Source organism: Paracoccus aminophilus JCM 7686 (genome assembly GCF_000444995.1).
Lineage (GTDB): Bacteria > Pseudomonadota > Alphaproteobacteria > Rhodobacterales > Rhodobacteraceae > Paracoccus > Paracoccus aminophilus.
In genome coordinates, this window is the sequence record NC_022041.1 from 1317902 (window position 1) to 1331881 (window position 13980).

The 13980-nt window shown below is 62.3% G+C and carries 11 protein-coding genes; 8 read left to right on the forward strand and 3 right to left on the reverse strand.

The genetic code is table 11. From position 1 onward, the window contains the following. Positions 1-330 precede the first annotated feature (330 nt). Positions 331-843: a CarD family transcriptional regulator gene (locus JCM7686_RS06605; RefSeq protein WP_020950078.1), complete on the forward strand. Its 513-nt coding sequence runs from the start codon at positions 331-333 to the stop codon at positions 841-843. Between the two features lie 84 nt (positions 844-927). Here JCM7686_RS06605 and JCM7686_RS06610 read toward each other — a convergent pair whose 3' ends face one another. Then, positions 928-2313, reverse strand: coding sequence for a M20/M25/M40 family metallo-hydrolase (locus JCM7686_RS06610; protein WP_020950079.1), 1386 nt, complete (start codon positions 2311-2313; stop codon positions 928-930). Positions 2314-2483: 170 nt separating this feature from the next. On the opposite strand from JCM7686_RS06610, the gene hemA reads away from it, so the two are divergent. From hemA to ispG, 3 genes are all read left to right on the forward strand, one after another. Continuing rightward, positions 2484-3713, forward strand: a complete 1230-nt coding sequence (hemA, locus tag JCM7686_RS06615) for a 5-aminolevulinate synthase (RefSeq protein WP_020950080.1) — start codon at positions 2484-2486, stop codon at positions 3711-3713. A 108-nt stretch (positions 3714-3821) separates the two neighbouring features. Beyond that, a complete protein-coding gene (locus JCM7686_RS06620) occupies positions 3822-5132 on the forward strand; it encodes a helix-turn-helix domain-containing protein (RefSeq protein WP_020950081.1) in 1311 nt (436 codons plus the stop codon). Between the two features lie 105 nt (positions 5133-5237). Further along, positions 5238-6368: a flavodoxin-dependent (E)-4-hydroxy-3-methylbut-2-enyl-diphosphate synthase gene (gene ispG / locus JCM7686_RS06625; protein ID WP_020950082.1), complete on the forward strand. Its 1131-nt coding sequence runs from the start codon at positions 5238-5240 to the stop codon at positions 6366-6368. A 19-nt stretch (positions 6369-6387) separates the two neighbouring features. On the opposite strand, the gene JCM7686_RS06630 is transcribed toward ispG, so the two are convergent. Together JCM7686_RS06630 and JCM7686_RS06635 are read right to left on the reverse strand one after the other, a co-directional pair. Continuing rightward, positions 6388-6783 carry a hypothetical protein gene (locus JCM7686_RS06630; RefSeq protein ID WP_020950083.1) on the reverse strand — a complete coding sequence of 132 codons (396 nt, stop codon included), beginning with the start codon at positions 6781-6783 and terminating at the stop codon, positions 6388-6390. A gap of 62 nt (positions 6784-6845) precedes the next feature. Further along, on the reverse strand, positions 6846-7604 hold the full coding sequence (locus JCM7686_RS06635) for a DsbA family protein (protein WP_020950084.1): 759 nt from the start codon (positions 7602-7604) through the stop codon (positions 6846-6848). A 151-nt stretch (positions 7605-7755) separates the two neighbouring features. Between JCM7686_RS06635 and JCM7686_RS06640 the strand changes: the two genes are divergently transcribed. The 4 genes from JCM7686_RS06640 to prfB all read left to right on the forward strand — a co-directional run bounded on the left by JCM7686_RS06640 (position 7756) and on the right by prfB (position 13952). Further along, the gene (locus JCM7686_RS06640; RefSeq protein WP_020950085.1) at positions 7756-8895 is read left to right on the forward strand and encodes a pyridoxal phosphate-dependent aminotransferase; all 1140 of its coding nucleotides are present in this window, start codon (positions 7756-7758) and stop codon (positions 8893-8895) included. Further along, positions 8895-10136 (forward strand): N-acetylmuramoyl-L-alanine amidase, encoded by a 1242-nt coding sequence (locus tag JCM7686_RS06645; RefSeq protein WP_020950086.1) that lies wholly within the window; start codon positions 8895-8897, stop codon positions 10134-10136. Before JCM7686_RS06640 ends, JCM7686_RS06645 begins: the two co-directional genes overlap by 1 nt. A 69-nt stretch (positions 10137-10205) precedes the next feature. Next, positions 10206-12743, forward strand: a complete 2538-nt coding sequence (locus JCM7686_RS06650) for a penicillin-binding protein 1A (RefSeq protein ID WP_020950087.1) — start codon at positions 10206-10208, stop codon at positions 12741-12743. An 81-nt stretch (positions 12744-12824) separates the two neighbouring features. Continuing rightward, the gene (gene prfB, locus JCM7686_RS06655; RefSeq protein WP_020950088.1) at positions 12825-13952 is read left to right on the forward strand and encodes a peptide chain release factor 2; all 1128 of its coding nucleotides are present in this window, start codon (positions 12825-12827) and stop codon (positions 13950-13952) included. Positions 13953-13980: the final 28 nt, after the last annotated feature.

Below are 13980 nucleotides of genomic sequence, written 5' to 3' on the forward strand. Positions count from 1 at the left end.
CATCACCTTTTCGCGTGCGGATGGAATGACGACGGATTTTCACCGCGGCGATATGTGATCTAATGGCCTGACTTCCAAGGACATTTCCTTGGGCAGAGAGGATATCGCCGCGCTGCCGCATAGCGCTATCTTCCGGGCAATTTTTGTGATATAAAGATGACATATTTCAGAATGAGCGGCCAACCTAGCGGCTGACCGTTCATTCTTTGCGTCAGGTCTCTCGCTGTCTGCCCAGGGAGAGCTCACCGGAAATGGATCACGCCCGGCGGGGAGAAGCTCTCTCTTCAGGGTGGTTTGTGCGGTTCTGTATCCGCCATTAGAGGAAGCCAAATGTCGAAATCGAAGAAGTCTGAGTTCCGCCCTGATGATTTTGTCGTTTATCCGACCCATGGCGTGGGCCGGATTGTCTCGATCGAAGAGCAGGAAGTGGCGGGCCTTCGGCTGGAAATGTTCGTGATTTCCTTTGAAAAGGACAAGATGACGCTTCGCGTCCCGACCGCGCGCGCCTCGGAAATCGGGATGCGTGGCCTGTCGACGCCCGATCTGATCGACCGTGCGCTCGAGACGCTGAAGGGCAAGGCCCGCGTCAAGCGCGCTATGTGGTCGCGTCGCGCGCAGGAATATGAACAAAAGATCAACTCGGGCGATCTGATGTCGATTGCCGAGGTCGTGCGCGACCTGCATCGCAGCGACGATCAGCGTGAGCAATCCTATTCCGAGCGTCAGCTTTATGAAGCGGCACTTGATCGTCTGACCCGCGAAGTCGCGGCCGTCAGCGGCATTGACGAAGCCGGTGCGCAAAAGCGTGTCGAAGAGGTTCTGGTCTCGCGCGCAGCCGCCTGATCGACCGAGCCTTTGCCCCGGCAGGGGCGAGCATGAAAAAGGGCGCCTCTTGGGCGCCCTTTCTGTTTTCGGGATCCGCAGCGATCAAGCCAAAGCGGCCAAGATACGCGCCCAGCTGCGCGCGCCTTTGGCGAAGCTTTCGACATCGTATTTCTCATTCGGAGAATGGATGCGGTCATCGTCTTTGGCAAAGCCGATTAGCATTGTATCCATCTTGAGGATCTGCTGGAAATCGCCCGCAATCGGGATCGAGCCACCCGCGCCGATATAGGCGGCATCGCGGCCCCATTCCTCGGTTAGCGCCTGTTTGGCGGCGGCAAAGGCCGGATCTGAGATGTTCATATGGCTCGCCGGACTGCCGCCATGCGATTTATAGCTGATCTCGCAATCGGCCGGGATAAAGCCCGCCATATAGGCGCGGAAGGCCTTCTGGATCTTGTCGGGGTCCTGTTGACCAACCAGTCGGAAGCTCACTTTGGCATTGGCCTCGCCCGGCAGGACGGTCTTGAAGCCCTCGCCGGTATAGCCGCCCGACATGCCGTTGATTTCAAAGGTCGGCTGGCTCCAGATCATCTCAAGCCCGCCGCGGCCCTTTTCGCCGATCGGATCTTTCAGCCCGACACCGCCGAGGAATTCCGCCGGATCGAAGCCAAGCGAGTCCCAGTCACGGCGCAGCGCCTCGGGCAGCTCGGCAACGCCGTCATAAAAGCCGGGCAGGGTGATGCGGCCATTGGCATCCTTGAGGCCCGCGAAGGCATTACATAGGATTTGCAAGGGGTTGGCGGCAAGACCTCCGAAAGAACCCGAATGCAGATCGCGGTCGGCGGCGCGCAAAGTGATCTCTTCGCCGTAAAGGCCACGGAGCTGCGTGGTGATCGCCGGGCGGCCATCCGAATAGCGGCTGGTGTCGCAGATCGCGGCGATATCGGCGTGAAGCTCGGCGGCATTGTCATGCAGGAAGGGGCGCAGGCTCGGCGAGCCGGATTCCTCTTCGCCCTCAAACAGCAGCACAAGACCCGGCGGCAGCTCGCCATTCACGGCTTTCCAGGCACGGCAGGCCTCGACAAAGGTCATGAGCTGGCCCTTGTCATCGGACGAGCCACGTCCGCGGATGACCTCGCCGGCAGGTGTGTCTTCGAGACGCGGCTCGAAAGGCGGATTGTCCCACAGGTTCAGCGGGTCGACGGGCTGGACATCGTAATGGCCGTAAAACAGCAGCTTGCGCCCCGAACCGGGCTGGGAATGGGCCACGACCATCGGATGGCCGGGGGTGTCGCGGATCGAGGCGTCAAATCCGAGCTCGACCAGATCGCGGCACAGCCATTCCGCCGCGCGACGCACGTCGGGCGCGAAGGCGGGGTCGGTCGAAATCGAGGGGATGCGCAGGAATTCGAGAAGCCGGTCAAGGGCTTGGGGCAGTCCTGCATCGAGCTTTTCGAGCACATGTTCGAGGGAGGGTGCGGGTGCCATTTTTCAGCCTTTTCTGAGTGTTTTCATAGGGAATATTCATGCTCCCAATGTCGGATTGCGACAATTTTACACTGTCCTTTCCCCGCCTTGAGCTTTATCAAAGCGGGACTCGCGAGATCGGACCATGATCTCCCCAGCGTGTAAGTTCAAGCAAGGCAAGGGACCAAGCGATGGATTATTCTGCCGCCCTCGATCAGGCGATCAGCAAGCTTCATGAAGAAGGCCGCTATCGCACGTTCATTGATATCGAGCGGCGCAAAGGTGTCTATCCTCAAGCCATCTGGACCCGTCCGGACGGCAGCGAGCGCGAGATCACCGTATGGTGCGGCAATGATTATCTCGGCATGGGCCAGCACCCGGTGGTGCTTTCGGCGATGCATGAAGCTTTGGAATCGACCGGTGCCGGTTCGGGTGGCACGCGCAATATTTCCGGCACGACGGTCTATCACCGCCGCCTCGAAACCGAGCTTGCCGATCTGCACCAGCAGGAAGCGGCGCTTGTGTTCTCGAGCGCCTATGCGGCGAATGACTCGACGCTCTCGACGCTGCGCAAGCTCTTCCCGGGGCTGATCATTTACTCTGACGCGCTGAACCATGCCTCGATGATCGAGGGGATCAAGCGTTTCGACGGGCCGAAGCGGATTTTCCGCCACAATGATCCCGCCCATCTGCGCGAGCTGCTGGCGAGCGACGATCCGGCGGCCCCTAAATTGATCGCATTTGAATCGATCTATTCGATGGATGGCGACTTTGCCCCGATCGGCGCGATCTGCGATCTGGCTGATGAATTCAACGCGCTGACCTATCTCGACGAGGTCCATGCGGTCGGCATGTATGGCCGTCGCGGGGGTGGCGTGGCCGAGCGCGACGGGCTTTGCGCGCGCATCGACATTTTCAACGGCACGCTCGGCAAGGCTTTTGGCGTCTTTGGCGGCTATATCGCGGGCTCGGCCAAGATGATGGATGCGATCCGCTCCTATGCGCCGGGCTTCATCTTTACGACCTCGCTGCCGCCTGCGGTGGCTGCGGGTGCGGCGGCCTCGATTGCCTTCCTCAAAACCGAGGCAGGGCAGGAATTGCGTGACAAACAGCAGCTTTACGCGCGCATCCTCAAAATGCGCCTGCGTTCGCTCGGGATGCCGATCACCGATCATGGCAGCCATATCGTTCCGGTCCATATCGGCCATCCGAAACACTGCAAGGCGCTGTCGGATATGCTGCTCGAACAGTATGGCATCTATGTCCAGCCGATTAACTTCCCGACGGTCCCGCGCGGCACCGAACGGCTGCGCTTCACGCCCTCACCTGTCCATGATCCCAAGCAGATAGACCATCTCGTTAAGGCGATGGATGACCTGTGGTCGCAATGCTCATTAAACCGCTCATCCGCCGTCGCTTGATTGCTTTCTAAGTGAATCGCTCTCGCAGCCGTGATAGTCATGGAATAAGTAGCAGAGAGACAACGTCGATTCGCGCAAACAAAGATCGACAGCATAGGGCAGGCACAAATGATCGGGCTGAGGGAAGCAACCCCGGCAGGAATTGAGGATACCCCGGTAGTTTCTCCGCCGGGGTACGAGGATACTGACGACATCCGTCTGGGCGATTTGATGAGGGGCGAGCGTGCGACCCTTGGAAAATCCCTTCTCGATGTGCAGCGTGAGCTGCGGATCCGCGCCTCTTTCGTTGCCGCAATCGAAAACTGCGATACCTCGGCTTTTGACGCTCCGAGCTTCATTCCGGGTTATGTGCGGTCCTATGCGCGCTATCTGGGCATGGACCCGGATTGGACATTCCAGCGCTTTTGCACCGAATCGGGCTTTCGCCCCGCGCATGGCCTGAACCCGGCTGCCTCGGGCGCGAAGCCGCAGCGCCGTCCTTCGGACCCGGCCGAGGCTTTGGCCAATCCCCATGCGCTCTTCCTGCCGCAGCAGAAAAGCTTCTGGTCCTCGGTCGAGCCGCGCGCGATCGGTTCCGTGATGGTCATGGTGATGCTTGCTTGCGGGCTGGGCTATGGCGGCTGGTCGGTGCTGCAAGAGGTGCAGAAGGTCAATCTGACGCCGGGCGATCATGCGCCGGGCGTGATTGCGTCGCTCGATCCGGTTCAGGACGCCTCGCAGCCTGACAATATTGATACGGCTGGTGTGAACCTGCCGCAGCCCGAGGGTCTGGATCGGATCTATCGCCCGCAAGTGCTCGAGGTTCCTGTGCTGACCGCACGCGACGGGCCGATTGCCGCGATTGATCCCGGTCTGACCGCATCGGGCAGCGTTGCCAGCGTCGTGGCTCAGGTCGCGCCGGCGCCTGCTGGGGTGATGCCCGCAGGGGTGGTGCAGGGCCCGATTCAGGCTGGCACTCTGCCGCTGCAGACCGCTGCGTTGACGCCCGGCGTCGCGGGGCCGGTGCTGCCGGAACAAAACGGCGTGCGCACGGTGGCCCCCGATCAGGCCGAGGTCGAGCTTTTGGCGACCCGCCCGGCCTGGGTGCGTGTGACCTCAGCGGACGGCACGGTGCTTTTGGAAAAGACCATGGATGCGGGTGAGCGTTTTGCTCTGCCGAAGCTCGAAGAGCCGCCGATCTTGCGGGCCGGGAATTCGGGCGCGGTTTATTTCGCGGTCAATGGCAAGACCTATGGCCCGGCGGCCAAAGGCGCGCAGGTCGTGAAGAATGTCGTGCTTTCCGCCGATTCCCTGACCGAGAAATTCGCCTTTGCCGATGTGACCAAGGATCCGCAGCTGGCTGAAATGGTTGCGCTCGCCTCGGCCGAGACGCCGCGCGCGGACAGCACCGAGACGGTTGCGGGCGGACGCTCGGAATAAGATGATCGCCACGCTGCGAACGCAAGCGTGAACTTTTGACTGCCGCCCCGGCTTGCTTGCCTCGGGCGGCAGGTCTATTTCATAGCCAAGCGAAAGAGCAGGCTCATGACCCATAATCCGATCCGCCCCTGGCGCAATGTCGAACGCCGCAAATCCCGTCAGATCATGGTCGGCAAGGTGCCGGTCGGTGGCGATGCGCCGATTTCAGTTCAGACCATGACCAACACGGACACCTCTGACGTGCGCGCGACGCTGGATCAGATCATCCGCGCCGCCGATGTCGGGGCCGATATCGTCCGGGTCTCGACCCCGGATGAGGCCTCGACGCAAGCCCTGCGGGAAATCGTGCGCGAAAGCCCGGTGCCGATCGTCGCCGACATCCATTTCCACTACAAACGCGCGATCGAGGCCGCCGAGGCGGGCGCGGCCTGTCTGCGCATCAACCCCGGCAATATCGGCGATGCCAAGCGGGTGCGGGAAGTGGTGAAAGCGGCCAAGGATCATGGCTGCTCGATCCGGATCGGCGTCAATGCGGGCTCGCTCGAAAAGCACCTTCTGGAGAAATATGGCGAGCCCTGTCCGGCGGCCATGGTCGAAAGCGGGCTCGATCACATCAAGCTTTTGCAAGACAACGACTTCCACGAGTTCAAGATTTCGGTGAAAGCCTCGGACGTCTTCCTGTCGGCGGCTGCCTATCAAGAGCTCGCCGATGCGACCGATGCGCCGATCCATCTCGGCATCACCGAAGCGGGCGGGTTGATTTCCGGCACGGTCAAATCGGCGATCGGGCTTGGCAATCTTCTGTGGATGGGGATTGGCGATACGATCCGGGTCTCGCTCTCGGCCGATCCGGTCGAAGAGGTCAAGGTCGGCTTCGAGATCCTGAAATCGCTTGGCCTGCGCACGCGCGGCGTTCAGATCATTTCCTGCCCAAGCTGCGCGCGTCAGGGCTTTGACGTGATCCGCACGGTCGAGGCTTTGGAAAAGCGGCTTGAGCATATCAAGATGCCGATGAGCCTGTCGATCATCGGCTGTGTCGTGAACGGCCCGGGCGAGGCTCTGATGACCGATATCGGTTTCACCGGCGGCGGCGCGGGCTCGGGCATGGTCTATCTTGCGGGCAAGCAGGACCATAAGATGTCAAACGAACAGATGGTCGACCATATCGTCGGTCTGGTCGAAGAGCGCGCGGCCAAGCTGGAGGCCGAGCAAGCAGAGACTGAAGCGGCGGAGTGATCCGCCGCTGTTGCGGGCCTCAGCTCTTGGCGCAACCGCCGGTAAAGACCGCCGAGGTCATCTTGCCATGGGTCAGCGCGTGAAAGCTGATCGCGAAAGCGCCGTTTTGGTTCAGCGTCACGAATGTATCGCCGCTGTAACCTTCCTTCCGCGTGGTTCCTTGTGAAAACCAGTTCGTGTGATCCGCATCCGAGCCCACCAGCTGCAAGGGCTGATCGGGGCTGTTCTTGGCGGTGAGCAGGCCCTTGCCTGCTGTGCGATCGAGCGACAGCGCAAAGCCCTCATGCGCGGGCAGCACCTTGCATTCGGTGCCGGAGCAGAGCTCATCGAGCTTGCAGCTCCAGCTTTCCGCCGCGGCCAGCCCGGCAGAGAGCAGGATCGCGGTAAGACTGATCGGCAGGGTCAGGGCTTTCATGATCTCTCCTTGAACGGGCAGAAGGGCGGGGCGCGCTTGCGCGCGCCTTTGCGTTCCTGCGATCAGCCCTGTTCGGCTTGCGATTTGCGCGCGGCCTCGACAGCGCCCGACATGCCATCGGGCGGCACACCGCGTAGCATCTCCGGGCCGATGATGAAGGTCGGCGTGCCCATGATCGCCATTTTCTCGGCGAGCTGGTGGTTCGAGCGGATGACGGCGGTCACCTCTTCGGTGTTCATGCGGTTGATGATCGGCTGCGGATCGAGACCAAGATCGGTCGCGACCTTGGTCAGGCTTTCCAGATTGACCGGCCCGCGCAAAGCCATCAGCTCGTCATGCGCCTTCTTATAGGCCTCCGGCCCCGAGACCTGCTGGACCGAGATGGCAAAGCGCGCGGCAATGTCACTTTCCTGCCCGAGGATCGGGAATTCCTTGAGGATGAACTTGATTTTGCCGTCCGATTTGATCAGCGCCTCGACATCCGGGTTCACCTTCTTGCAGAAGCCGCATTTGTAATCGACGAATTCGACCATGGTGATATCGCCGTCGAGATTGCCGCCGACCCAGCTATGGCCATCGTCAAAGATCTCGGCCTTGTTGTTCGCGACCATGATCTTGTCGTTCTGACCTTCCTGAGCGACACGGCGGGCCTCAAGTTCGTTGATCGATTCAACCAAAACCTCTGGATTGGCCATCAGGTAATCGCGGATGGCGGTGCCGAAGGCTTCCTTTTCCGCAGGCGACATCTTGGCCGGATCGAAGGCGGCGGCGGGCAGGGCGGTCGCGGCGCAAAGGGCGGCTGCGGTCAGAATGGCTTTCATAAGCTTTGGTTCCTCACTGGTTACCCGGAATTTGCCCGGCATGGCGCGGGGTTTCAAGCACACCTCTGCGTGATCTTTGGTCGCGGACCCGCGATTGCTTGACCCGGCTGGCCTCAGTTGGGATATGACGCTGAAAAGCGAAGGACAGGCCATGAGACAGTCGCAGCGCGGACAGGTTGATCCATTCATCGTCATGGATGTGATGGAGGCGGCGCGCAAAGCCGAGGCTGCGGGACGCTCGATCATCCATATGGAGGTCGGCCAGCCTGCGACGGCGGCGCCTCTGGGTGCCCGCAAGGCGCTGGCGGGCGCGCTCGATGCGCCGCTTGGCTATACGGTCGCGCTTGGTCTGCCCGAGCTGCGTCAGGGCATCGCGGGTCTCTACCGGCGCTGGTATGGCGTCGATCTGAACCCCGAGCGGGTGGTGGTGACGCCGGGCTCGTCGGGGGCCTTCATCCTGGCCTTTTCGGCGCTCTTTGACGCCGGCGACCGCGTCGCCTTGGGAGAGCCCGGCTATCCGAGCTATCGCCAGATCCTGCGCGCCATGTCGGTCGAGCCGGTCGCCTTCCAGACCCGCGCCGAGAACCGCTATCAGCCGCGCCCGGAAGAGCTTCCCAGCGATGTGCAGGGCCTGATCCTCGCCTCGCCGGGCAATCCGTCGGGGACGGTGCTCAAGAAGGACGAGCTTGCGGCGCTGACCGCGCGGGCGTCAGAGCTTGGCATGGCGGTGATCTCGGACGAGATCTACCACGGGCTGAGCTATGGCGCGCGCTGCCATTCGGCGCTTGAGGTCACCGATGATGTCTATGTCATCAACTCGTTTTCGAAATATTTCTCGATGACCGGCTGGCGGCTTGGCTGGATGGTGGTTCCCGAGGACCATATCCGCACGATCGAGCGCATTGCCCAGAATATGTTCATCTGCCCCCCTCATGCGAGCCAGATCGCCGCTTTGGCCGCGCTCGACTGCCATGACGAGGCCGAGGCCAATCTCGCGGTCTATGCCGAAAACCGCCGCGTGATGCTTGAGGAGCTGCCCAAGGCCGGTTTCACCAAAATCGCGCCGCCGGAAGGGGCTTTCTATATCTATGCCGATGTCAGCGATCTGACCGAGGACAGTCTCGCCTTCGCGGCCGAGATCCTCGAGAAAGCCGGGGTTGCGGTGACGCCGGGGCTCGATTTCGACCGGCGGCGCGGCGCGCAGGCCTTGCGCTTCAGCTATGCGCGCTCGACCGAGGAAGTGGCCGAGGGGCTGCGCCGGCTCAGGACCTTCATGGCGGAGCGGGGGTGATGCGGCGCTTCCTTCACGCCATCGGGCTTCTTCTCGCGCTCGCGCTGCCGCTGGCCGCGCAAGAGGTTCCGGCCGAGCCCGGCGCTGCGAAAATCAGCGTGAGCCAAAGCGCGATTGCCGCTGAGGGGCGTGATCGCGGCAAGCCGCGTCCGCTGGATATCACCGTCGCAACCAGTCGCGCCGTGCCGTTCCGCACCTATTTCCTCGCCGATCCACCGCGTCTGGTGGTCGATTTCCGCGATCTCGATTTTCGCGGCGCCAAGCCCGAGACCATGCCCGGGGCCGATCAGGTGCCGGGTCTGCGCTGGGGCAATTTCCGCGAAGGCTGGTCGCGGCTCGTGGTCGAGCTGGCCGGGCCCTATGCGATGAAAAACGCGCTGCAATCGGCCGAGAACGGCGCTTCGGCGCTGCATCTGCGCATCGAGCCGGTCAAGGACAAGGATTTCGTCGTGCGCCCCGATGCGCTGGCGGCGCTGTGGGATCTGCCGCAAAGCACCGTGCCCCCGGCCAAGCCGCGCGCGGCGACTGAGGCCTCGACGCGCCCGCTGCGCATTGCGATTGATCCGGGCCATGGCGGCATCGACCCCGGCGCGCAGGTCGGTGCAATCAGCGAAGCAGCGGTGATGCTTGGCTTCACGCGCGAGCTGACCGAGGTGCTTCAGGCCTCGGGCTTTGAGGTCATCCCGACCCGCATCGACGATTCCTTCGTGCCGCTGGAACGGCGCATGACCAAGGCGCGAGCCGCCGGGGCGGATCTCTTCCTGTCGTTTCATGCCGATGCGCTGCCTGCCGGGCAGGCGGCGGGGGCCACGATCTATATCTGGAACAGCGATGCCAATGACCGCGCGGCCGATGAGCTGGCCTCGCGCCATGACCGCGACGATATCCTCTCGGGCGTCGATCTGACCGGCACCGATGACGAGGTCGCGCAGGTCCTGATGGATCTGGCGCGGACCGAAAATCACCCGCGCTCGGAAAGCTTTGCCAAGATGCTGGCGGCGGAGCTCTCGCAGCAGGGCTTCGACATGCATCGCCGCCCGGTCCGGGGCGCGGCATTCTCGGTGCTGAAATCGCCCGACATCCCCTCGGTCCTGATCGAGCTTGGCTTTCTGACCGATGCCAGCGATCGCGCCAATCTCTTTGATCCCGATTGGCGGGGACGGATGTCACAATCCATCGCGCGGGCCATCGGCATCTGGTCGAAGGATGAGGCGAAACGCGCCGAACTGCTGAGAAAGTAGTGCAAGCTTGCTTTGACGCGGCGGGGTGCCGCGTCTATAGAGGCCCACGCAAATCCAGAGGCTGGCCCGTTGCTGCGTTTCCTGATGTCCTTCTTCGGCGCGATCTTTTCCCTGATCGTGACCGCCCTCGTTTTCATCGCGCTGACCGTGGGCGGCGTGCTCTGGATCTATTCGCACGATCTGCCGAGTTATGAGCAATTGGCGCAATATGCGCCAAAAACCGTGAGCCGGATCTATTCGGGCGAGGGCCAGCTCATCGACGAATTCGCCGAAGAGCGTCGCATCTTCGTGCCGATCGACGAGATCCCGCCGCTGGTCAAACAGGCCTTCATCTCGGCCGAAGACAAGAATTTCTACACCCATCACGGATTCGATCCGCGCGGAATCGGGTCGGCGGCGCTGGACTTTCTCAAGGGCTCGCGGCTGCGCGGCGGCTCGACCATTCCCCAGCAGGTCGCCAAGAACTTCCTTCTCTCGGGCGAGCGCTCGATCGAGCGCAAGGTCAAGGAGCTGATCCTTGCGACCCGTCTGGTGCAGGCTTTGCCCAAGGACCGGCTGCTCGAACTTTACCTCAACGAGATCTATCTCGGGCAGAACTCTTACGGCGTGGCCTCGGCGGCGCTGACCTATTTCAACAAATCGCTGGACGAGCTGAGCCCGGCTGAAGCCGCGATGCTGGCCTCGATGCCGCGCGAGCCTGCGCGCTCGCATCCGGTGCGCGATCACGACAAGCTTCTGCGCCGCCGCAATGAGGTGCTGCGCGAGATGTCGGAAAACGGCTATATCACCAAGGCGACCTATGAGGCCGAGGTGCAGACGCCGATCCGCTCGGTTCAGGGTGGCGATTACCCGAACTTCCGCACGACGCTGCCGCCGCGCGATTACTTCACCGACGAGATCCGCCGCCAGCTTTCGCGCGAATTCGGCGAGGAGGAATTCTTCAGCGGCGGTCTGACCATCCGCGCCACCGTCGATCCGCAATTGCAGACGGTCGCGGCCAAGGCGCTGCAAAAGGCGCTGGAGCAATATGACCGCAACCGCGGCATCTGGCGCGGCACCCGCAAGACGCTGCCGCTGGAAACGCTGTCGGATGAAGAGGCCTGGCGCGCGGCTCTGCGCGACACGCAAGTGCCGCGCGATATCGTCGGCTGGTCGCCGGCGGTGGTGCTGGCGCTGACGGCCTCGGATGCCCGCATCGGCATCGAGGGTGTCGAGACCAGCGCCGAGGGCGAATGGATCCCGGCGAAGGATGTGCAATGGGCGCGCAAGCGGCTTGAGAACGGCAAGCTCGGCAACAAGGCCAAGGTCGCCTCGGATCTGCTCGCCGTCGGCGATGTGGTTCTCGTGCGCAAGATGACCGACGACAAGACCGGCGCCTTCCTGCGCTGGACCCTGCGTCAGGTGCCCGAGATCGAGGGCGGTTTCATGGCGATGGACGTCAAGACCGGCCGGGTTCTGGCGATGCAGGGCGGGTTCTCCTACCAATCCTCAGTCTTTAACCGCGCCACGCAGGCGCAGCGCCAGCCGGGGTCGAGCTTCAAGCCCTTCGTCTATGCGGCTGCGCTCGACAATGGTTATACGCCTGCGACGATCATCGTCGACGAGCCGATTGCGGTGAACACGCCGCAGGGGCTGTGGACGCCGAAGAACTCCTCGGGCAAATTCTATGGCCCGACGCCGATGCGGATCGGGATCGAGCAATCGCGCAACCTGATGACCATCCGGATCGCGCAAGACATCGGCATGGATCTGGTCGCGAAATATGCCGAGGCCTTCGGGGCCTATGACAAATTCGGCCATTTCCTCGCCAACAGCCTTGGCGCGCAGGAAACCACTCTGTTCAAGATGGTCGCGGCCTATGCGATGTTTGCCAATGGCGGCATGAAGGTCGAGCCGACGCTGGTCGACCGCGTGCAGGACCGCCGTGGCCGCACCGTCTATCGCCACGATCAGCGCCAATGCGAGACCTGCGGCCAGCCGAACTGGCCCGCCAATACCGGACCGCTGATTGCCGCGAATGGCGTGCGTGTGCTTGATGCGATCACCGCCTATCAGGTCACCTCGATGATGGAGGGCGTGGTCAAGCGCGGCTCGGGGCGCGGTGTCAACCTGCCGGTGCCGATCGCAGGCAAGACCGGCACGACCAATGACGCCAAGGATGTGTGGTTCATCGGCTTTTCCTCGAATATCGTCGCGGGCTGCTATCTGGGCTATGACCAGCCGCGCACGCTTGGCGGCAATGCTTTTGGCGGCACGCTCTGCGTTCCAGTCTTCCAAGAGTTCATGCAACAGGCGATCAAGGAATATGGCGGCACGGCCTTCCAGGTGCCGCCGGGCGGCCATTTCGTCAACGTCGACCGCTTCACCGGTGCCCGTCTGGGCCCGGATGCCAAAGGCGCCAATGTGATCGCCGAATATTTCCGCAATGGCTCGGAAAACAGCGACAAGGTCATCGACGGCGGCTTTGGCCGGGTCGATCCGAACACCTTGCCGCTTTACTCGATGGGCTCTGACAAGGGGCAGGAGGTCACGACCTCGACCGGCCAGAAGAAGGTGATCCCGAAAAAGGCCGATTTCGGCACGCTCTCCTCGGGCGGGCTTTACTGACGGGTTTCTTGGCCGGGCGGGGTTCTTGCCGAACCCGCTTGCGCAGGTTATCTGAACGCTCTGACTGACAAGGACCACATCATGCGCGCCGAAACTCTGGCCACTCTCGAGACGATCCGCAAATCGCTGAAGCTTCTCGCGCAGCGGCTGGATTGGGAAACCGCCCCGCATCGTCTCGAAGAGATGAATGCGATGATCGAGGATGGCGATCTGTGGTCCGATCCGGCGCGGGCGCAAAAGCTGATGCGCGATCGTCAGAAGCTCTCGGATGCGGTCGGCACCTATAAGATGATCGAGACCGGTCTGAAGGACAATGTCGATCTGATCGAGCTTGGCGAGGCCGAGGGCGATCAAGAGATCATTGCCGAGGCCGAGGCCACTCTGAAGGAGCTGGCCACCGTCGCGGCGCAGAAAGAGCTTGAGGCTTTGCTGAATGGCGAGGCCGATGGCAATGACACCTTCCTCGAAATCAACGCGGGCGCGGGCGGCACGGAAAGCTGTGACTGGGCCTCGATGCTGGCGCGGATGTATGTCCGTTGGGCCGAGAAGAAGGGCTATGATGTCGAGCTGATGTCCGAAACTTCGGGCGATGAGGCGGGCATTCGTTCCGCCGCCTATAAGATCACCGGCCCGAATGCCTATGGCTGGCTCAAGTCGGAATCGGGCGTTCATCGTCTGGTCCGGATCTCGCCCTATGACAGCGCCGCGCGCCGCCATACCTCGTTTAGCTCGGTCTGGGTCTATCCGGTGGTGGACGACAATATCGAGATCACGGTTCCGGATAACGAAATCCGCATCGACACCTATCGCTCGTCGGGCGCGGGCGGGCAGCACGTCAACACCACCGACTCGGCAGTGCGGATCACCCACTTGCCGACCGGGATCGTCGTGACCTCCTCGGAAAAGTCGCAGCACCAGAACCGCGCCAACGCCATGGCCGCGCTGAAATCGCGCCTCTACCAGATGGAGCTTGACCGCCGCAACGCCGCGATCAACGCCGCCCATGAAGCCAAGGGCGATGCTGGCTGGGGCAACCAGATCCGGTCCTATGTGCTTCATCCCTATCAGATGGTGAAGGATCTGCGCACCGGCCATGAAACCTCGGACACGCAGGGCGTGCTCGATGGGGATATCGACGGCTTCATGGCGGCGACGCTGGCGATGGATGTGGCGGGTAAATCGCGCGCCGAGGCCAATGCCGAGGACTGATCCGCACGCTTTCGCCAATTGATCCGCG

Bases quoted from the DNA above. Each gene is read 5' to 3' on its own strand.
- JCM7686_RS06605 (WP_020950078.1), top strand. From the start codon at position 331: ATGTCGAAATCGAAGAAGTCTGAGTTCCGCCCTGATGATTTTGTCGTT.
- JCM7686_RS06610 (WP_020950079.1), bottom strand. From the start codon at position 2,313: ATGGCACCCGCACCCTCCCTCGAACATGTGCTCGAAAAGCTCGATGCA.
- hemA (WP_020950080.1), top strand. From the start codon at position 2,484: ATGGATTATTCTGCCGCCCTCGATCAGGCGATCAGCAAGCTTCATGAA.
- JCM7686_RS06620 (WP_020950081.1), top strand. From the start codon at position 3,822: ATGATCGGGCTGAGGGAAGCAACCCCGGCAGGAATTGAGGATACCCCG.
- ispG (WP_020950082.1), top strand. From the start codon at position 5,238: ATGACCCATAATCCGATCCGCCCCTGGCGCAATGTCGAACGCCGCAAA.
- JCM7686_RS06630 (WP_020950083.1), bottom strand. From the start codon at position 6,783: ATGAAAGCCCTGACCCTGCCGATCAGTCTTACCGCGATCCTGCTCTCT.
- JCM7686_RS06635 (WP_020950084.1), bottom strand. From the start codon at position 7,604: ATGAAAGCCATTCTGACCGCAGCCGCCCTTTGCGCCGCGACCGCCCTG.
- JCM7686_RS06640 (WP_020950085.1), top strand. From the start codon at position 7,756: ATGAGACAGTCGCAGCGCGGACAGGTTGATCCATTCATCGTCATGGAT.
- JCM7686_RS06645 (WP_020950086.1), top strand. From the start codon at position 8,895: ATGCGGCGCTTCCTTCACGCCATCGGGCTTCTTCTCGCGCTCGCGCTG.
- prfB (WP_020950088.1), top strand. From the start codon at position 12,825: ATGCGCGCCGAAACTCTGGCCACTCTCGAGACGATCCGCAAATCGCTG.